Here is an 18,231-nt window from a genome sequence, read left to right as displayed (position 1 = left end):
TTGATCAAGAATGCTCGGATTATGCCAGAGCCTCCCATAAAAACTCTACGGTCGCTGTACGACCCTCGTCGGACCACCTTGCGGACGGACACAGCTGACGCACCAGACTCAAACCGCGTCCCGACAAACGGTCGAGATCAAGCGGTCTGGCCAGCATGCTGGCCACGTCAAAGCCCGGCCCGCTGTCTTCTACGTGCAGGGTCAGGCGACCACCCTGGCGCTCGGGGACCACGCACATAGCAACCCGCACGAAACCACTTTTTAACGCAATCAGGCGCTGATTGCGCAATTCGTAATATCTTGCAAAACCTTTAGCGTCCCGCTTGAGCCGTGAATCCAGCCCCAGCACACCATGTTCCAACGCATTGCTGTACAGCTCGGACAGCACTGCATGGATCTGCGCGCCCTGAGCACGCAGGCCGTGCACCTCCATCAGCATATGCAGCAAATAGGGCAGCGGGTTGAACCGTTGCAGCGTCGACGCCCGGAATTCGAAACGGGCGGACCAGTCGAGCGGGCTGCATTGGCCGCTGTCGGTGTAGAGCATCGCGGGCATCCCCAGGCGCTGCGGCACCTGCGAGGTGATCTGCACCATGCTGACGTCATCACGGGTCTGCCCTTGAAACTGTCGCAACGCCTGCTCGACTTCATCGATCAAGTGCTGCGGATCGCGATTGGCCTCCAGCACGCGCTGCAACCGTTGCGCACCAAACAGCTGTTCATCCGGGCCTGTGGTTTCGGTCACGCCATCGGTGAGCAAGAACAGTTGGTCGCCGGGCAGCATGGGCAGCACCCGGGTCGAATGGTCAAACGCCTTGGCCTTCAACACCCCCAACGGCAAATGCTGCGAACTGAGCGCGGTACGCTGCCCCGTGGCCAGGGTGTGCAAATAGCCATCGGGCATTCCCCCGCTCCACACTTCAAGGCTGCGCCTCAGCGCGCTGACACAGACCACGTGGGCGCAGCAGAACATGTCGACCGGCAGGATACGTTTGAGCTTGGCATTCATTTCACGGAGCATTTCGCCCAGCCCGTAGCCTTTGGCCGTCATGCTGTAGAACACCTCAGCCAAGGGCATCGCACCAATGGCTGCCGGCAACCCGTGGCCGGTAAAGTCGGCCAGCAGCAGGTGGGTATCGCCCGAAGGCGTGTGGGCGGCGAGCAGCAAGTCGCCGTTGAACAAGGCGTACGGCGACTGCCGATACTGGATATTCGGGGCGCTCAGGCAGCCCTCGTGGGCCACGCGGTCAAACACCGCCTTGGCCACCCGCTGCTCATTGAGCAAATACACATTGTGCCGGGCGATCTGGTCACGTTGCTGCAACACGGTGTCTTGCAGGCGCCGCAGGCGATCCATGACAGTGATCTTGGCGGCCAGCAGCATCGGGTTATACGGCTTGAGCAACACATCATCACCGCCCGCCTCCAGGGTGCGGGTCAATGCATCGGCGTGATTGAGTGAAGTCAGGAAGATGATTGGCACCAGCACTTCACCGGCCAGCGTCTTGATCTGGCGCGTCGCCTCAAAGCCGTCCATCACCGGCATCAGGCCATCCATCAGCACCAGATGCGGGCGCTGCTGGCAGAAGACCTCCACAGCCTCGGCACCGTTGCTGGCCAGCAACACGGTATGGCCCAGGCGCTGCACGATAGTGGCCAGCAACAGCCGGTCCGAAGCGCTGTCTTCGGCGATCAATATGGTCAGGCCGCGAGCCTGGGGCGGGCTCACTTGATGTCGAACAACTTGTCGAAATTGGAGATGGCCAGGGTTTTGCGCACATCGTTGCTGCTGTTGACCACCTGAATCTCGGCTTCATCGCCACCGGCGTGATCGCGCAGCAACAACAGCATGCCCAGGGCGGAACTGTCGATGTAGGTGGCCTCTTTCAAGTCCACGACAATCGAGTCGGGTTTGGGGACGCTCTTTTCGTAAGCATCACGAAAGTCTTGATGCTTGGCAAAATCAAACCGGCCCTTGATGGCGATGGTCAGTTGGTTGCCGTCGGCTGAAACGTGAGAAGTCACGGCCATGGGGTAGCTCCTGGTTCAGGTATCGATTGACCTGAACTATAGACGCTCTGAACAAATGTTCAGGCTGTAGGAGCGAGCTTGTCTCGCGATCTTTTAAACGATCAACAAGATCGCGAGACAAGCTCGCTCCTACAGGGGTACAGAGGTTAGTAAACTTCTTTGCGCGGCAGACGCTGGGACAGTTCGTCCATCAGTTTTTGTTCGCGTTTGTCTTCTAGCTGGCGCGCTTCGTCGGCGTAGCGCTGGACCAATTTGCGCAACCCTTCAACCCGGGCGTAGGCCTGTTGCCAGGATTCGCGGGCTTTGTTGAGGTTGTTTTCATGCCATTGCAGGCTTTGGCGTTGCTGGCCCACCGCGGTTTCAAGCTGGCCCAGAAAGTATTGGTAGTTGCGCAGCCATTGGCCGGTTACGCCCTGGCTGCCGCGCTCGACCCATTGCGCCTGGTATTCGCCCCGGAAATTCTCAAGGTCGCCCAGCTTGCTGTTGGCCAGATTGACCTGGCCCTGAAAGTGCCCCAATCGCTGGGCGGCTGCCTTTTCAGTTTTTTCGGCCATTTCGACCACCGGCGCCAGACGCGCTGCCCTTCCTCCGCTCGCCATAATCGATTAACCACCCGCTGCCGGGGCAAACAGGCTGGCCAGGTGGCCGCCGCTTTCGCCCAGGCTGATGTTGTCGTTCAGACCTTGGCGCAGGTACGCGACCATGGCCGGTTGCAAAGCAATTGCGGTGTCGGTTTCACGGTCGCCACCGGCCACGTAGGCGCCCACGCTGATCAAGTCTCGCGCTTGCTGGAAGCGTGACCACAGTTGTTTGAATTGCTGCGCCCGGCGCATGTGCTCGGCGCTGACCACCGACGGCATGACCCGGCTGATGGACGCTTCAATGTCGATGGCCGGGTAATGGCCCTCTTCGGCCAAACGCCGCGACAGCACGATGTGCCCATCGAGCACGCCCCGCGCCGAGTCGGCAATCGGGTCTTGCTGGTCATCGCCTTCGGACAACACGGTATAAAACGCAGTAATCGAGCCACCTCCGGCCTCGGCATTACCGGCGCGCTCCACCAGTTTGGGCAGCTTGGCGAACACCGACGGCGGGTAGCCCTTGGTCGCGGGCGGTTCGCCAATGGCCAAGGCAATTTCCCGCTGGGCCTGAGCAAAACGGGTCAGCGAGTCCATCAGCAGCAGGACATTTTTACCCTTGTCGCGAAAGTATTCGGCAATCCGCGTGCAGTACATGGCCGCGCGCAAACGCATCAGCGGCGCATCGTCGGCGGGCGAAGCAACCACCACAGATCGCTTGAGGCCTTCTTCACCGAGGATGTGCTCGATAAACTCCTTCACCTCACGGCCCCGCTCACCGATCAGGCCCACCACGATAATGTCGGCCTCGGTAAAGCGCGTCATCATGCCCAACAGCACACTCTTGCCCACGCCGGTACCGGCAAACAGGCCCAGACGCTGGCCACGACCGACCGTCAATAATCCGTTGATGCTGCGAATGCCCACGTCCAGCGGCACGCTGATGGGGTCGCGTTTGAGCGGGTTGATGGTCGGGCCGTCCATCGGCACCCAGTCTTCGGCTTTCATCAAGCCTTTGCCGTCCAGGGCGCGGCCCGCGCCGTCGAGCACCCGGCCGAGCATGCTCATGCCCATCGGCAAGCGGCCGGTGTCAGCCAAGGGCACCACGCGGGCACCCGGCGCGATCCCGGCCACGCTGCCCACCGGCATCAGGAAGATTTTGCTGCCGGAAAAACCCATCACTTCGGCTTCGACTTCAACCGGATGAAACAGGTCGTCGTTGATCACCAGACAGCGACTGCCCATGGCGGCGCGCAGGCCTTCGGCTTCAAGAGTCAGGCCGACCATGCGCAACAGCCGCCCTTCGACCACCGGCTGGGCCGGTAAAGACACCGCCGGAGCGTAGCCGCTCAGGCGCTTGGCGAAGCTGGTGCGCTTAAGGCGCATGGGGCTGGTCCAGGTCAACGTCGATGTCCGGCGCGGCCGGGTGCAGCGACTGCTCGTGCAGTTGATCAAACATCTGGCTCATTGCCAGTTTGATCCGCGTTTCGATGCTGGCGTCGATGCGGCTGTGTTCGGTTTCGATGCGGCAGCCGCCCGGTTGCAGGCTGTCGTCTTCGACAATTTTCCAGCGCTCGTCATGGCGCTCGCGCAGGGCCTTGATCTGGTCAAAGTCTTGCGGGTTGATAAACAGACGGATGTTGTCGGCGCCCATCGGCAGCAGTTTCAAGCCGTCGCGCAGCACTTGCTCGATGTGGTTTGAGTCGGTCTTGAGCTCGCGCTGGATCACCAGCCGGGTCATGTGCTCGACCAGCCCGACCATGGCTTTTTCAAGCTGCTGGTCCTGCTCGGCCAACGGCGCCAGCAGGCTGCTCATTAAACGTTCGAGGCTGGCGACCTTGGCATTCAAGGCCACTTCGGCTTCCTGGCGTACTTTGAGCTGGGTACTGTGAAACCCTTCTTTTTCGCCGGTGGCAAAGCCTTCGTTCCAGGCTTCCTGGCGAATGCTTTCGAGCTCTTCGAGGGTCAGCGGCTGGACTTCTTCGAGCGGCACTTCTTCGCTGTCGGCGGGCAGTTCTTCAACCGGTTCCGGCTCGGGTGCTTCGGGTTCTTCCTGCCAGGGGTCAAAACTGGGCAGCCCCCATACGTCGAAAGCACCGACATCCTTGGCGCGGATTACATCCCCGGGTGACTCGCCGTTGCTCACTTAGATCATCTCTTCGCCGCCCTTCCCGCCGAGAACGATTTCTCCGGCTTCGGCCATACGGCGGGCAATGGTGAGGATTTCTTTTTGCGCAGTTTCGACATCGCTGACGCGCACCGGGCCTTTGGCTTCCAGGTCGTCGCGCAGCAGTTCGGCCGCGCGCTTGGACATGTTCTTGAAGATCTTGTCCTGAACGTTGTCGTCCGAGCCCTTGAGCGCCAGCACCAGCACGTCCGAAGACACTTCGCGCAGCAGCGCCTGGATGCCGCGGTCGTCGACATCGGCCAGGTTGTTGAAGACGAACATCAGGTCTTCGATCTGCCCGGACAGGTCTTCGTCGATGTCGCGGATCGAGTCCATCAACTGCGCTTCCATCGAGCTGTCGAGGAAGTTCATGATGTCGGCGGCCCGCTTGATCCCGCCCAGCGAGGTTCGCGCGGCGTTGGAATTACCGGCGAACTGTTTTTCGAGGATCTGGTTGAGCTCTTTTAACGCCGCCGGTTGCACGGTGTTGAGCGAGGACACGCGCAGGATGATGTCCAGCCGCGCCTTCTGATCGAAATGGCCGAGCACTTCGCCCGCCTGATCGGGGTCGAGGTAGGCCACCACGATGGCCTGGATTTGCGGGTGTTCGAAGCGGATCACGTCGGCCACGGCGCGCGGCTCCATCCACTTCAGGCTGTCGAGGCCGCTGGTGTTGCCGCCCAGCAGAATGCGGTCGATCAGGCCATTGGCCTTGTCTTCGCCGAGGGCCGACGTCAGCATTTTGCGAATATAGCTGTCAGAGCCGACGCCGAGACTGGTCTGATCGCCGACGATTTCGACGAACTCGCTCATCACCTGCTCGACTTGCTCACGGTGCACGTTGCGCATTTGCGCCATCGCCACACCCACGCGCTGCACTTCTTTGGGCCCCATGTGCCGCAACACTTGCGCGGCATCGGCTTCGCCCAGCGACAGCAGCAAAATCGCCGCCTTGTCGACCCGGGTCAGCTTGGCATTGGCGGCAGCTCGGTTATCACTCATCGGCGTTGATCCACTCTTTGACGACCTGGGCCACGCGGCCCGGGTCTTCGGCTACCAGACTCTTGATGGCATTCAGTTGTGCGTCATAGCCTTCGCTCGGGCTTGGCAACATGATGCTTTGCGGCCCGCCCAGGCTCACGCGATCGTTGGCCAGCTCACCGTCCAGACCGCCCATGCCGGCCATTTCGGCATCGCTGCCGATGCCCGCCACCTGCTTGTTACGGCCGTTGCCGGTGATGTTGTTGAGCACCGGGCGCAGCACGCCGAACACCAGCACCAGAATAAACAGCACGCCCAGCACTTGCTTGACCACATCCCAGAACCAGGGCTGCGAGTAGAACGGGATATCGGCAATCACTTCGCCGCGCTCGGAAGAGAACGGCACGTTGATCACGCTCACGCTGTCCCCACGGCTGGCATCGAAGCCCACGGCGTCCTGCACCAGGCGGGTGAAGCGCGCCAATTGATCGGCGCTCCACGGCGTGCGGGTGACCTCGCCGTTGGCCGGGTTGACGATGGCCTGATCATCGATGACCACCGCCACCGACAGGCGATTGACTTTGCCCTGCTGCTGTTTGGTGTGGCTGATGGAGCGGTCGAGCTCAAAGTTGCGGGTCGACTGCGAACGCTTGTCGGCCGGGTATGGCGCCAGCATTGGCTGACCGGTGGCCGGGTCCATGATTTGCTGGCCGTTGGCATCCAGCAACGGCTGGCCCGGCTGTACCATGCCTGCGCCTGCTGCTCCGGCCTGACCGGTTTGCTGCGGCGCGGTGGCCGGGGCTGGCGGCTGATTGCTCAACGCCCCCGGTACGCCTTGCGGGCCGTTGCTGGCGGTGCGTTGTTCGTTGGTGGATTGCTCGCTGCGCAAGGCGGGCTGGTCAGGGTTGAACTGCTCGGAGGTGGACTCGACCGAGCTGAAATCAACGTCTGCCGACACTTCGGCCTTGTAGCGATCATTGCCCAGCACCGGCTGCAGGATGTTGTGCACGCGCTGGGTGAGCATGCCTTCCATGCGGCGGCTGTAATCAAATTGCTTGCCGGCCATGGTCAGCTCGGAGTTTTCCGCCTGATCCGAAAGCAGGTTGCCCTTTTGGTCGACCACGGTGACCTGGGACTTGATCAACTCCGGCACGCTGGTGGCCACCAGATTGATGATCGCCATCACCTGCCCCGGCTCCAGCGAGCGGCCAGGATACAGCTCAACCAGCACCGAGGCGCTGGGCTTGCGCTCATCGCGCACGAACACCGAGCTTTTCGGGATCGCCAGGTGCACGCGGGCAGCCTTGATGTTGTTGAGGCTAGAAATGGTCCGCGCCAGTTCGCCTTCCAGACCACGGCGATAGCGCGTGGCTTCCATAAACTGGCTGGTGCCCAGGCCCTGGTCTTTGTCGAGGATTTCGAAGCCGATGTTGCCGTCTGAAGGGGTCACGCCTGCGGCCGCGAGCTTGAGCCGCGCCCGTGAGACGTCATCGGCCTTGACCAGCAAGGCGCCGGAATTGGGTTCAACGGTGTAGGCAATATCGGCGGCGGCCAGGGTTTCCATGACCTGCTTGGCGTCCATCCCGGCCAGGCTGCCGTACAGCGGCCGGTAATCGGGCTGTTGCGACCACAACACCACGGCAAAACCGATTGCCACGCTCGCCGCCAGACCGACCATAAGGCCGACCTGACGCAACATGGTCATCTCGGCCAGGTTGTCCAGAAAGGACAAGCCGAACAGCGGCCCTTTGCCGCCACCCAGGCCTGACTTGGCCGGAACGTTTTCCGGAAGTGCATCTGCCATGACTTAATATCGCCCTTAAACCGGCATCTGCATGATGTCTTGGTACGCCTGAACCAGCTTGTTACGCACTTGCGTGATCGCCTGGAAAGACACGCTGGCCTTTTGTGAGGCCACCATCACGTCGGTCAGGTCGACACCGCTTTTACCGATTTCGAACGCGTTGGACAGCTGAGACGACGCTTGCTGCGTCTCGCTGACCTTGTTGATCGCGTTGCCGAGCATGTCGGAGAAGCTCGGTGCACCCGCTTGCGGAGCAGCCTGCACAGCCGATTTGGGTTGAGCCATGGCGTCCATTTGCATGGCCCGCATATCCAACATCAATCGATTAAATTCAATACCTTGGCTCATGGACAATGGCCTCCGCCGACCTGCATTTTTTTGACACTTTCACTGCTCGTAGTGAGGTATAGCAACAAGGGTGCCAGCTCTTTGTCGTTTTCGCACGATTAACGTTACAAAACATCGCAAAGGATAGGTTGAACATCAAAAGCCCCTCTCCCTGGCCCTCTCCCGAAGGGAGAGGGAACTGACCGGGGGATGCCGGTGCTTTGCTGCAATCTGCAAGTCTTGCTCTGAATCCAGAAACACCCGAGATAAAGCTCCCTCTCCCTCCGGGAGAGGGTTGGGGTGAGGGGTTTTTCAGGTTGCGGCAAACAAGTACGCCTCAACATCCATCCCCGCATCACGCATTTGCGCCAGCTTGTAGCGCAAGGTGCGCGGGCTGATGCCCAGACGCTCGGCCGCTTCTTTGCGCCGACCGCGCTCGGCACGCAAGGTGTCGATGATCATTTCAAACTCATGGCGGCGCAGGTCGTCGCCCAACGCGCCGGACGACTCGACCGGCGCCACCGCAGGCAGCGGCGCATACGTTACCGGCCCGGCCAGGCAGAAGTCGGCCGCTTCAATCAAGCCGCTTTGTTGCAGGATCAGCGCCCGCTGAATCGCGTTGTCCAGTTCACGCACGTTGCCCGGCCACGGGTAACCCACCAGGCACGCCTGAGCCTGCGCCGAGAAACGCACCGGGGCATGCTTCATTTTACTGATGTGCTTGGCCAGCAGCCGCTCGGCCAGCGGCACGATATCGGCGGTGCGTTCGCGCAACGGGCGCCAGGCCAGCGGGAACACCGACAACCGATAGTACAAATCTTCGCGGAAGCGCCCCGCCGCCACTTCCCCGGCCAGGTCACGGTTGGTGGTGGCGATCACGCGGATATCCAGGGCAATCGGCTTGCGCCCGCCCACGCGCTCGACTTCACGTTCCTGCAACACCCGCAGCAACTTGGCTTGCAGGCCCAGGGGCATTTCCGAGATTTCGTCGAGCAACAAGGTGCCGCCATCGGCCTGTTCGAACTTGCCCGCCTGCGCTGCAATGGCGCCGGTAAACGAGCCTTTTTCGTGACCGAACAAGGTGGCTTCGAGCATGTTGTCCGGGATCGCCGCGCAGTTGATCGCCACGAACGGCTGATTGATCCGGCTGGAATGCTGGTGGATGTAACGCGCCAGCACTTCTTTACCGGTGCCCGACTCCCCGGAAATCAACACCGTCGAGTCACTTTTAGCCACCCGCGCCGCCAGCGCCAACAGCTGCGTACTGGCCGGTTCAACCGCCACCGGGCCTTCGCTGTCTGCCGCGCCCAGGCTGCCCAGCGCATGGCGTGCCACCAGATCAAGCAAGGCTTTGGGTTCAAACGGCTTGACCAAGTAATCCGCCGCACCTTGACGCATGGCATCGACGGCACGCTCTACCGCGCCGTGGGCGGTCATCAACAGCACCGGTAACTGCGGATGGCTGGCGCGCAGGCGGCCCAGCAGTTGGTGGCCGTCCATGCCCGGCATGTTGACGTCGCTGACCACCAGGCTGAAGGCTTCGCCCGCCACCGCTTGCAATGCTTCTTCGCCGGAACCGACGGCCTTGAAGTCGTGGCCGGCCAACAACAGCGTGTCGGCCAGCGCTTCACGCAAGGCGCGGTCATCCTCGACCAGTAGCACTTTGATTTGCATCGCCATCAGTTAGCCTCCCCTGCAACGGCAATCAGCGGCAAGCTGAGCAAGGCACAGGTGCCTCGCCCCAGCCGCGAACGTAAGCCCAGATCACCCTGGTGCGCACGCACCACGGCGGTGACCACAGCCAGACCGAGCCCGGTGCCGGTGGCCTTGGTGGTGAAAAAAGGTTCGCCCAAGCGCTCCAGCACTTTGGGTTCGATGCCGCTGCCGCTGTCGCTCACGCACAGGCGCAGCTGGTTGTCGCGGGCATACAAGTGCACCTTGAGGCGCACCGCACCGGCTTGCAGGGCGTTTTCGATGAGGTTGAGCAGCGCGCCCACCAGCGTGTCGCGGTTGCACAGCACCAACCCGCCGTGCACATCGCACTGCCAACGCATTGACACACCCTCAACGTGGGGCTGTGCCGCTGCCTGCAATGCCTGCATCAAGGCTTTGGGGGAAACCCGATCCGCCAGCGGCAGTTCGCCACGGGCAAACACCAGCATGTCGCGCACCTGGTGTTCCAATTCGTGCAGGCGCTCTTTCAAGCGCCCGGCAAAGCGCTGCTGGGTTTCGACCGGCAGCGTTTGTTCAGTCAAATGGCTGGCGTAGATCAACGCCGCCGACAAGGGCGTGCGGATCTGATGCGCGAGGGAGGTGACCATGCGCCCCAGCGACGACAACCGTTCGTGCCGGGACAACTGATCTTGCAAGCGCCGGGTTTCTGTCAGGTCGTTGAGCAACACCAGTTGCCCCGGCTCCGGGTCCAGCGAGCGGGTGGCAATCGACAGGCGACGGCCGTCTTTGAGCGAGATTTCATGGCCATCGTCTTCACGCGGCGCGAAGCAGCGGGCAATTACCTGGCGCCACAATTCACCTTGCAGCGGCAACCCCAACAACTCGCACGCCGCCGGGTTGGCCTCACTGACCAGGCCGCGATCATCGATCACGATAACGCCGCCAGGCAGCAAGTCCAGCAGGTGCTGCAAGCGATTGGCCAGCCGCTGGTTTTCTGCCAGCTCAGCCACGCGCCGCTCACCGGCCAGCGCCAGCTCGCCTTTAAGCTCGGCAACCCGGGCTTCCAGCAGGCTGTAGGAGTCGGTCAACTGGGTCGACATCTGATTGAACAGCGAGAACGCCTGCTCAAGCTGCGCCGCGTTGGCGGGCATGTTGCTCAGAGACGCGGCAGCCCCTGCGAGATCAGGGACCGAGGACTGTTGGGCGGCGTGGGGCATGGGACGTTCTCGCTTGGCTGACCGTCATAAAACGGTTCGTTAACCCAAGCAAAGCAATACCCGTGCCCGAAAAATAACATTGCCGAACTGAAGGGGATTGTGTTGATGCAGATCAAAGGATTGAACTGGACCTTGTAGGAGCGAGCTTGCTCGCGAGCTTTTGTTTTAAAGATCAAAAGATCGCGAGCAAGCTCGCTCCTACAGTTAGGGCGGGGTTAGTCGTCGCCCTGCTCTTCGCCTTCGCGGCGGCTCATACCGTATTTGCGCATTTTTTCAACCAGGGTGGTACGACGGATCCGCAGGCGCTCGGCCGCGCGGGCGACGATGCCGTTGGCGTCGTCCAGCGCTTGCTGGATCAAACCTTGTTCCAGCCCGCCCAGGTAGTCCTTGAGGTCCAGGCCTTCGGGCGGCAGCATCGCGCCGGTGGTGAAGTCCGGCGTGTGGCTGTTGATGGCGACGCGCTCTTCCATGTCACTGCGCAAGCTGTCGACCAACTGCTCGTCTTCATCGTCGACATAACGGAATTTTTTCGGCAGCTCTGCCACGCCAATCACGCCATAGGGATGCATGATCGCCATGCGCTCAACCAGGTTGGCCAGCTCGCGGACGTTGCCCGGCCAGGCGTGGCGGCACAGGGACATGATGGCGCCCGAGTTAAAGCGGATCGAGCCGCGCTTTTCGTGTTCCATGCGTGAAATCAGCTCGTTGAGCAGCAGCGGAATGTCTTCCACCCGCTCACGCAAAGGGGCCATTTCAATCGGGAACACGTTGAGGCGGTAGTACAAGTCTTCGCGGAAGGCGCCGACCTCGATCATGCTTTCGAGGTTTTTATGAGTGGCCGCAATGATCCGCACATCGGCGCTTTGGGTTATGTTGCTGCCCACGCGCTCAAAGGTGCGTTCCTGCAACACCCGCAGCAGTTTGACCTGCATCGGCAGCGGCATGTCGCCGATTTCATCGAGGAACAGCGTGCCGCCATTGGCCAGTTCGAAACGCCCGGCGCGGCTGGTGATGGCCCCGGTGAACGCGCCCTTCTCATGGCCGAACAGCTCACTTTCAAGCAGTTCGGCCGGGATCGCCCCGCAATTAACCGGCACAAACGGCGCATCGCGGCGCTTGGAATGGTAATGCAGGTTGCGCGCGACCACTTCCTTGCCGGTCCCGGACTCGCCGAGGATCAACACGCTGGCGTCGGTGTCGGCCACTTGCTGCATCATCTGGCGCACGTGCTGGATTGCCCGGCTGGTGCCGACAAGGCTGCGGAACAGGTTGGGTTCACGATGCCGACCGCGCTCACGGGCCTGATCGTACATTTCACGATAGACCTGGGCACGGTGCAGCGAATCGAGCAATTTGCTGTAGCTGGGCGGCATTTCGAGACTGGACAGCACACGGCGACGCTGGTCGTCGGGCAGCTCGGTCGAAGAAATATCACCTAAAAGCAGAATGGGCAGGAACTCATCCCAGGCTGCGAGTGTCTTAAGCAGGCTTGAAATTCCGCCAGCAGCGCTCACCGTGCCAATCAGCACGCAGAGCACTTCACGGCTGGACGACAAGCCTGTAACCGCCTGCTCCCACTCGTGACTAGGGCTGGTTAAATTCTCTTCGCCGAGAAAACTTAAAATTACCGCCAAGTCATGGCGGCGGACGCTATCGTCATCGATCAGCAGAATTTTGGTTTCACGCCACATGCAATAGCAACTTCCCTAGTCAACTCAGCGCTCCGGATAATGTGGAGCACACTAGCCGCCTCGATCCTGTTGGATGTGTGAGGCGACTGAAACAGAATACGTACTAGTTAAGTCAAAAAAACATACACAGTCAAATTTATGACGCCGCAACAACGGATTAACCCTATACTTCTTATGCCTTAACCAAACAAATGGTAAACCTTTGAAGCATTTTTTGCTTGGTTGATCTGCGCCATTTGCTCGACTACCAGTTGCCGCTCATCGGTAGCAGCCTCCAGCAGCATGCGATACACCACTAACAACCCCTCCAGATTTTCGCGTAGCACCGCTTCATCCAGCGGGCGTTCGTCGAGTACTGTCTCAACACATTCACGGCACGCCGAGTCCAGCTCGCCGATGGCATCCCAATTGCGCGCGGCCAGGGCATCGATCAGCGCGTCGCGGGTTTCTTGAATTCGTTGCAGCTGGCTCATGACGCACTCCTCAGGCCATTAGATTGATTGCGGGGCGATCTCGTCCCAGCCGCTTTTCACCGTGATCAGCAGGCGCGCGACTTCGTCGATGATTTCAGGATCGTTTTTGATATTGGCCTGGGTCAGACGCACGGCCATGTATTCATAGAGGTCATCGAGTTGCTGCAGCGCCGCCTTGTCGTCGGTCTTGTCAGCATCCAGGCCTTGGCGCAAACCGCCAATAATGTCGACGGCTTTGGTCAGCAACAGTGCCTTCTGCGGGATATCACCACGACTCAACGCACCTTTGGCCTGGGCCATGCGCTCCAGACCGCCTTCCATCAGCATTTGAATCAAGCGATGAGGGCTGGCTTCAGAGATTTGAGCGTGGGAATTGACCTTCTGATACTGACGAAGGGCGCGCATCGGGTTCATGTTTCTACCTCATCACAAATGGGCTAAGTCTTACTTCTTATGTCGGCGCCGGGGCTCAAAGCTTTAGCGCTCAAGCCGCATCAGGCGCCCAGAACATCAACTATCCGACTTGGGGTTATTCAGCGAGTTAAGCGTGGTCATGATGCTGGAACTGCTGGCGTTGATCTTCGCGATCAGGCCGTCCATCGCCGTGTATTTGGCGGTCAGCGTGGTTTTCAGCGTGTCCATGCGGCTGTCCAGCGCTTTTTGCTGCTCGGTCAGATCGGTCAACTTGGTGTTCAAGTCGGCGGCACGGGTGGTCAGCAACCCGCTGGTGCCGACATAACTGTCCGTGGCCTTGGTCATGCGCGTGATCAAACCGGTGTCGCCGGTGAACACCTTGGCAATCTCGGTCGGACCATTGGGGGTCGCCACTGCGGCGTTCCACTTGGTGTCATCGAGGGTCAGCAAACCGGTTTTCTGATCGGTACTGATGCCCATTTGCGCCAGGTTGCCCACGGTGGAACCGCCGGAGTTTTGCAACAGCTCGCTACGAATGCCGTTGACCAATTGGCGCATTGACGAATCACCGGTCAACGCACCGGTTGTGGTCGTGGCCGCATCACCGGTTGCCGTTACCTTGGTCTGGGTGTTGATGCTGGTCATCAGTGCGTTGTAGGCACTGACAAACGACTGCACCGACGTTTTCAAAGTGGTGGTGTTAGACGCTACGGTAATGGTCGACGGCTTGGTGTCCAGCAACTCAAGGCTCACACCACTGATGGCCGAGGTGATCTTGTTGCTCTTGGACTCCATGGCAATGTTGTCGATGGTGTACTCGGCGTTGACCGGCGGTTTTCCGGCGTCATAGCCAGTTGCCAGCTCGGAATCGCCACTGAGGGTAATGTCCGTGCCCTTACCGGTGGTTTGCGAGCTGATGACCAGACGCGAGCCGTTGGCGTCGGTCAGCACGTTGGCACTGATGCCCTTGGACTGCAGCTGCGTGTTGATCGCGTCACGGGTCTGCTGCATTGTCGCACCCGCCGGGACCTTGACGTCGTAGCTGCTATCGGACTGCGAAATGGTCAGCGTGGTGTCTTTGCCGCTGGAGTTCACCACGGCAGAGCTGCCTTCGAACACCTTGCTGGTGACCTTTGAGGCCGTCGCCAATTGCGTAACGTTAAGCGCATAGGTACCGCTTGCGGCTTTATCGCCCAGAGTGACTTTGGAAATTTTCTCGTCAGAAGAAGTACCCGCAAGCCCGTTGAAACTGGCTTCCGTGTTGAGTTTGGCGATGGCCGTACGATACGTTTCAAGCGACGCCTTGACCGTGCCCACCGCAGACAGCTGAGTGGTGGTCGTGGTTTGCAGCTTGGTTATTTGCGCCTGCTTGGGGGCTTTTTCAGCATCCACCAACGCTTTGACGATCCCTACCGTATCGAAACCCGAACCGACGCCGGTAATCGTTGAACTGGCCATCTTTATTCTCCTTGTTCGGTGGCTGTCGCTTTATTGGCTAAGAACAGCGAAGCCACAAACACCATCACATTTCATGCCACCTTCAAGCGCTGGCGTTAAAAAGCAGGCTGTTGGGGTCTGCCAGATTTTGCGCCAACTTAAGGGCCACTTCTGAAGGTAGCTGGCGAATCACTTCACCGCTTTGGGTGGCGATGACCTTGACCACCATGATGCCGGTGGTGTCATCAATCGAAAAATCCAGCTGACGCTGGTGAGACTGCGCGAAGTCGCGTAAATCACTGACCGCTTTTTCAACCTCGATACGCTCAGGCGGCTTGCCTGGCGGCACGATGTCACTGGCATCAGCCCTGGCAATGGCGGCTGGTGCTGGCGCGGGGCTGGACGGCCCGACGGCGGTTGGGTAGGCGGAATTCAGTTTGATGCTCATGTCCATGTCATCACCTCACCACTGAAAAAACAAAAGGGCACGTAAACGCGCCCTTCCGTTATCAACCGTGCGCTGAAATTACTGAAGCAGCTTCATCACAGCGGATGGCAGCTGGTTCGCCTGGGACAGGATCGCAGTGGACGCCTGTTGCAGGGTTTGTTGCTTGGTCAGCTGAGCAGCTTCGGATGCGAAGTCAGTGTCCTGAACACGGCCCAGAGCAGCGGTCGAGTTCTCGGAGATGCTTTGCAGGTTGGCCACGGTGCTGTCGAAACGGTTTTGTACGGCACCCAGTGCAGCACGTTGAGTATCGATCTGCTCGATCGCACCCGACAGCGCCTGGATGGTTTTCTGAGCCGAGTTGGCGTCCAGAATGCTCAAGTCAGCAACGCTGGATTCTTGGCTGACGGCTTTTGTAACACCAAGATTCGGCGCAGTACCAACAGCGGCAGCAGCATCCAGACCCAACTCTTTCAGACCCGATGCGGTGCTGCCATTGCCAACCTTGATGTCCTTGGTGGAGAACAGACTCAGTGTGCCATCATCCTTCAGACTGGCTGTTACGCCGGTGCTTGCACTGTTGATGGACGAAACAACATCAGCAATGGACGAATTGGCAGCGAATTTGATATCGGTACCGTTCAGGTTGATAGAGGACGCTTCGGCAAGCTTAGGAGCGCTCGTGCCGGCTGCCAGGCCGATCTTGCTCAGTGCACCTGCACCATCAGCACCGTCACCGTTTTCCAGCTTGATGGATTTACCGTCAAGCGAAGTCAACTGCAGACGACCTTCTACTACTGTTGCTTTAACCCCGGTACCAGGTACAGGTGGTGTGTCAGCGCTATCAGCAGTCGCCTTGTTAATTTCACCAGCAACTGCTGTCGCATCAGCCAAAGCGGCTGTCAATTTAATGGTAGTGCCATTGATTTTGATATCTGCAGCACTGCCCAACCCCGCAGTACCATCAGCAGCACCAGGATAAGTCACAGCCTGACCCGTTACCGAAGCCGTCAACGAGGTCTTGGTACCCGAAATGGATGCTTCGCTCGAAGTACCCTTCAACGATGCAGCACTGATGTCGCTCATGCCGAAGGTGATGGTCTGGTTAGCATCCGCGCCGACCTGAAAGGATTGGTTCTGGAACGAACCGTCCAGGATGTTACGGCCACCGAAAGTGGTGGTTTGGGCAATACGGGTCAGTTCACCAGTTTTTGCCGTGAATTCTTGCTGCAGGGCAGCACGGTCGTCGGCGCTTTTGTCACCGTTGGACGCTTGCAGGGCCAGTTCACGCAGACGTTGCAGAATGTTGGTCGACTCTTGCATCGCGCCTTCAGCGGTCTGTGCAATCGAGCTGGCGTTGTTGGCGTTGGCAATCGCTACGGTCATGCCTTTGGTCTGCGAGGTCAGACGGTTGGCCATCTGCAGGCCAGCGGCGTCGTCTTTGGCGCTGTTGATTTTCAGGCCGGAAGACAGACGGGTCATCGAGGTGCTCAGCGCATCACCGGCTTTGTTCAGGTTTTTCTGAACGGTCAGGGACGTGACGTTGGTGTTTACGGATAAAGCCATGACGAAATCCTCATTAGATAAATACTGCGGCTTCCGGCCCTGGCAACCGCCGGGTGTGGCCTAGAGAACCTTCGTAATAGTTATCGTCGTGATGGCAGGATGCTTGAGGGCTTTTTTGATTTTTTTTACAGGCGGGGTTTCATGCCTTGTGTTTCAAGGGGTTGCGCGTTGCCTGTAGGAGCGAGCTTGCCTCGCGATCTGTTGATCTTCTAAAAGATCGCGAGGCGAGCTCGCTCCTACAGAGGCGATGGAACGCAAAACGCCCAAGGCTTTGCGGCCTTGGGCGTTTTGTGTTTCAAGCGAGTGTTTAGTCGCGATAGATGATCGCCGAGCCCCACGACAGGCCCACACCGAACCCGCTCAGCGCGACGCGCTTCCAGGCGGCGTCCATCACGTGTTTTTCCAGCAGCAACGGGATGCTCGAGGACACGGTGTTGCCGGTCTCGACCATGTCTTTGATGAATTTCTCTGGCTCGCTTTCTTCAAAACGACGGGCCACGGCGTCAACAATCGCTGCGCTGCCCTGGTGGATGCAAAACGCGTCGATGTCTGTGGCTTTGAGTTCGGACTCGTCCAGCAGTTCGTGCAGGTGCGCCGGGACTTTGACCAGAGCGAAGTTGAACACCTGGCGGCCGTTCATAAAGAACACGCCATCGCTGACTTTCAGGTGCGGTGCGCCCGAGCCGTCGGTGCCGAATTTGGCTTTGCCCAACTGCCAGGTGGCGTCTTCGCCCATCCAGGTGGCGGTGGCGGCGTCGCCAAACAGCATGGTGGTGTTGCGGTCTTCAGGGTCGACGATTTTGGAGTACGGGTCGGCGGTCACCAGCAAGCCGTTTTTCAGGCCCGCGGCTTCCATAAAGCCTTTCATGGCGTAGATGCCATAGACGTAGCCCGAGCAGCCCAGAGAGATGTCGAACGCGGCCACGTGGGTAGGCAGGCCCAGCTTGTCTTGCACGATGGCGGCGGTGTGCGGCAGGCCTTCGGCGTCACCGTTCTGGGTGACGACGATCAGCGCGTCGATGGATTCACGCGAGAGCTGCGGGTTGTTGGCGAACAGTGCGTTGACGGCTTCTACGCACAGGTCTGAGGTTTCCTGGTCAGCATCTTTACGCGGCAAGAAGGCCGAGCCAATCTTGCCCAGAATGAAGTCTTCGTCCTTGGAGAACTTCGCGCCCTGAGCGTAGTTGTCTACGCCGTTTGCAGGCACGTAACTGGCGATGCTTTTAATGCCAATCATTGTGGCTTCCCAATACTAATAGCTGGAGATCACCCGCTCAGCTAACCGAGGGGCGTTGACAATAAGAGGGCTTCGTCGCGCAAAAACAGCGGCGAAATGGGCACCTGACACCTGCAAAAAACCACACAAATCAGCTGAAAATAGCCCGGCGCCCGCCCAAACGTTTCACACGATACAGTGAAGATGCGC

At 59.6% G+C, this 18,231-nt stretch carries 17 protein-coding genes; all 17 read right to left on the bottom strand.

The window, feature by feature from the left end; translation table 11 throughout:
• Positions 1 to 19: 19 nt before the first annotated feature.
• Positions 20 to 1,729: a SpoIIE family protein phosphatase gene (locus GHO32_RS09820; protein WP_372239791.1), complete on the bottom strand. Its 1,710-nt coding sequence runs from the start codon at positions 1,727 to 1,729 to the stop codon at positions 20 to 22.
• A complete protein-coding gene (locus GHO32_RS09815) occupies positions 1,726 to 2,031 on the bottom strand; it encodes an STAS domain-containing protein (RefSeq protein ID WP_153336189.1) in 306 nt (101 codons plus the stop codon). The genes GHO32_RS09820 and GHO32_RS09815 overlap by 4 nt, the downstream gene beginning before the upstream one ends.
• Before the next feature lie 146 nt (positions 2,032 to 2,177).
• Positions 2,178 to 2,630: a flagellar export protein FliJ gene (fliJ, locus tag GHO32_RS09810; protein WP_048371419.1), complete on the bottom strand. Its 453-nt coding sequence runs from the start codon at positions 2,628 to 2,630 to the stop codon at positions 2,178 to 2,180.
• Positions 2,631 to 2,636: 6 nt separating this feature from the next.
• Positions 2,637 to 3,995 (bottom strand): flagellar protein export ATPase FliI, encoded by a 1,359-nt coding sequence (gene fliI, locus GHO32_RS09805; RefSeq protein WP_048386051.1) that lies wholly within the window; start codon positions 3,993 to 3,995, stop codon positions 2,637 to 2,639.
• Positions 3,985 to 4,755: a flagellar assembly protein FliH gene (fliH, locus tag GHO32_RS09800; protein WP_368668439.1), complete on the bottom strand. Its 771-nt coding sequence runs from the start codon at positions 4,753 to 4,755 to the stop codon at positions 3,985 to 3,987. The genes fliI and fliH overlap by 11 nt, the downstream gene beginning before the upstream one ends.
• The gene (gene fliG / locus GHO32_RS09795; RefSeq protein ID WP_048371424.1) at positions 4,756 to 5,778 is read right to left on the bottom strand and encodes a flagellar motor switch protein FliG; all 1,023 of its coding nucleotides are present in this window, start codon (positions 5,776 to 5,778) and stop codon (positions 4,756 to 4,758) included.
• Complete coding sequence (gene fliF / locus GHO32_RS09790; RefSeq protein WP_048371426.1) at positions 5,771 to 7,561, bottom strand: flagellar basal-body MS-ring/collar protein FliF; 1,791 nt, start codon at positions 7,559 to 7,561, stop codon at positions 5,771 to 5,773. Before fliF ends, fliG begins: the two co-directional genes overlap by 8 nt.
• 15 nt (positions 7,562 to 7,576) lie before the next feature.
• On the bottom strand, positions 7,577 to 7,909 hold the full coding sequence (gene fliE / locus GHO32_RS09785; protein ID WP_153336188.1) for a flagellar hook-basal body complex protein FliE: 333 nt from the start codon (positions 7,907 to 7,909) through the stop codon (positions 7,577 to 7,579).
• A gap of 291 nt (positions 7,910 to 8,200) precedes the next feature.
• Positions 8,201 to 9,562 carry a sigma-54 dependent transcriptional regulator gene (locus tag GHO32_RS09780; protein ID WP_153336192.1) on the bottom strand — a complete coding sequence of 454 codons (1,362 nt, stop codon included), beginning with the start codon at positions 9,560 to 9,562 and terminating at the stop codon, positions 8,201 to 8,203.
• A gap of 5 nt (positions 9,563 to 9,567) precedes the next feature.
• A complete protein-coding gene (locus GHO32_RS09775) occupies positions 9,568 to 10,713 on the bottom strand; it encodes a PAS domain-containing sensor histidine kinase (RefSeq protein WP_153336191.1) in 1,146 nt (381 codons plus the stop codon).
• A 281-nt stretch (positions 10,714 to 10,994) separates the two neighbouring features.
• Complete coding sequence (locus GHO32_RS09770; RefSeq protein ID WP_153442825.1) at positions 10,995 to 12,470, bottom strand: sigma-54 dependent transcriptional regulator; 1,476 nt, start codon at positions 12,468 to 12,470, stop codon at positions 10,995 to 10,997.
• Positions 12,471 to 12,649: 179 nt separating this feature from the next.
• Positions 12,650 to 12,943: a hypothetical protein gene (locus GHO32_RS09765; protein ID WP_048371434.1), complete on the bottom strand. Its 294-nt coding sequence runs from the start codon at positions 12,941 to 12,943 to the stop codon at positions 12,650 to 12,652.
• A gap of 18 nt (positions 12,944 to 12,961) precedes the next feature.
• On the bottom strand, positions 12,962 to 13,357 hold the full coding sequence (gene fliS, locus GHO32_RS09760; protein ID WP_048371436.1) for a flagellar export chaperone FliS: 396 nt from the start codon (positions 13,355 to 13,357) through the stop codon (positions 12,962 to 12,964).
• Positions 13,358 to 13,453: 96 nt separating this feature from the next.
• Positions 13,454 to 14,815, bottom strand: a complete 1,362-nt coding sequence (gene fliD, locus GHO32_RS09755) for a flagellar filament capping protein FliD (RefSeq protein ID WP_153336186.1) — start codon at positions 14,813 to 14,815, stop codon at positions 13,454 to 13,456.
• An 82-nt stretch (positions 14,816 to 14,897) separates the two neighbouring features.
• Positions 14,898 to 15,248: a flagellar protein FlaG gene (locus GHO32_RS09750; protein ID WP_153336185.1), complete on the bottom strand. Its 351-nt coding sequence runs from the start codon at positions 15,246 to 15,248 to the stop codon at positions 14,898 to 14,900.
• Positions 15,249 to 15,320: 72 nt separating this feature from the next.
• Positions 15,321 to 16,805: a flagellin gene (locus tag GHO32_RS09745; RefSeq protein WP_153336184.1), complete on the bottom strand. Its 1,485-nt coding sequence runs from the start codon at positions 16,803 to 16,805 to the stop codon at positions 15,321 to 15,323.
• Between the two features lie 307 nt (positions 16,806 to 17,112).
• Entirely contained in the window at positions 17,113 to 18,042 is a 930-nt protein-coding gene (locus tag GHO32_RS09740; RefSeq protein ID WP_048386068.1) for a ketoacyl-ACP synthase III, read from the bottom strand.
• Positions 18,043 to 18,231: the final 189 nt, after the last annotated feature.

The sequence above is a fragment of the Pseudomonas sp. FSL R10-2189 genome (assembly GCF_009600325.1).
Taxonomy (GTDB): domain Bacteria; phylum Pseudomonadota; class Gammaproteobacteria; order Pseudomonadales; family Pseudomonadaceae; genus Aquipseudomonas; species Aquipseudomonas helleri.
The sequence above is the reverse complement of the archived record's forward strand: the minus strand, read 5'-3'. Positions and strand labels throughout refer to the sequence as shown.

Excerpts from the sequence above, each read along its gene's own strand:
- fliE (WP_153336188.1), bottom strand. The coding sequence starts at position 7,909 with ATGAGCCAAGGTATTGAATTTAATCGATTGATGTTGGATATGCGGGCC.
- fliS (WP_048371436.1), bottom strand. The coding sequence starts at position 13,357 with ATGAACCCGATGCGCGCCCTTCGTCAGTATCAGAAGGTCAATTCCCAC.
- GHO32_RS09750 (WP_153336185.1), bottom strand. The coding sequence starts at position 15,248 with ATGGACATGAGCATCAAACTGAATTCCGCCTACCCAACCGCCGTCGGG.
- GHO32_RS09740 (WP_048386068.1), bottom strand. The coding sequence starts at position 18,042 with ATGATTGGCATTAAAAGCATCGCCAGTTACGTGCCTGCAAACGGCGTA.
- fliD (WP_153336186.1), bottom strand. The coding sequence starts at position 14,815 with ATGGCCAGTTCAACGATTACCGGCGTCGGTTCGGGTTTCGATACGGTA.
- fliJ (WP_048371419.1), bottom strand. The coding sequence starts at position 2,630 with ATGGCGAGCGGAGGAAGGGCAGCGCGTCTGGCGCCGGTGGTCGAAATG.
- GHO32_RS09780 (WP_153336192.1), bottom strand. The coding sequence starts at position 9,562 with ATGCAAATCAAAGTGCTACTGGTCGAGGATGACCGCGCCTTGCGTGAA.
- GHO32_RS09745 (WP_153336184.1), bottom strand. The coding sequence starts at position 16,805 with ATGGCTTTATCCGTAAACACCAACGTCACGTCCCTGACCGTTCAGAAA.
- fliG (WP_048371424.1), bottom strand. The coding sequence starts at position 5,778 with ATGAGTGATAACCGAGCTGCCGCCAATGCCAAGCTGACCCGGGTCGAC.
- GHO32_RS09815 (WP_153336189.1), bottom strand. The coding sequence starts at position 2,031 with ATGGCCGTGACTTCTCACGTTTCAGCCGACGGCAACCAACTGACCATC.
- fliI (WP_048386051.1), bottom strand. The coding sequence starts at position 3,995 with ATGCGCCTTAAGCGCACCAGCTTCGCCAAGCGCCTGAGCGGCTACGCT.
- GHO32_RS09765 (WP_048371434.1), bottom strand. The coding sequence starts at position 12,943 with ATGAGCCAGCTGCAACGAATTCAAGAAACCCGCGACGCGCTGATCGAT.
- GHO32_RS09770 (WP_153442825.1), bottom strand. The coding sequence starts at position 12,470 with ATGTGGCGTGAAACCAAAATTCTGCTGATCGATGACGATAGCGTCCGC.
- fliF (WP_048371426.1), bottom strand. The coding sequence starts at position 7,561 with ATGGCAGATGCACTTCCGGAAAACGTTCCGGCCAAGTCAGGCCTGGGT.
- GHO32_RS09775 (WP_153336191.1), bottom strand. The coding sequence starts at position 10,713 with ATGCCCGCCAACGCGGCGCAGCTTGAGCAGGCGTTCTCGCTGTTCAAT.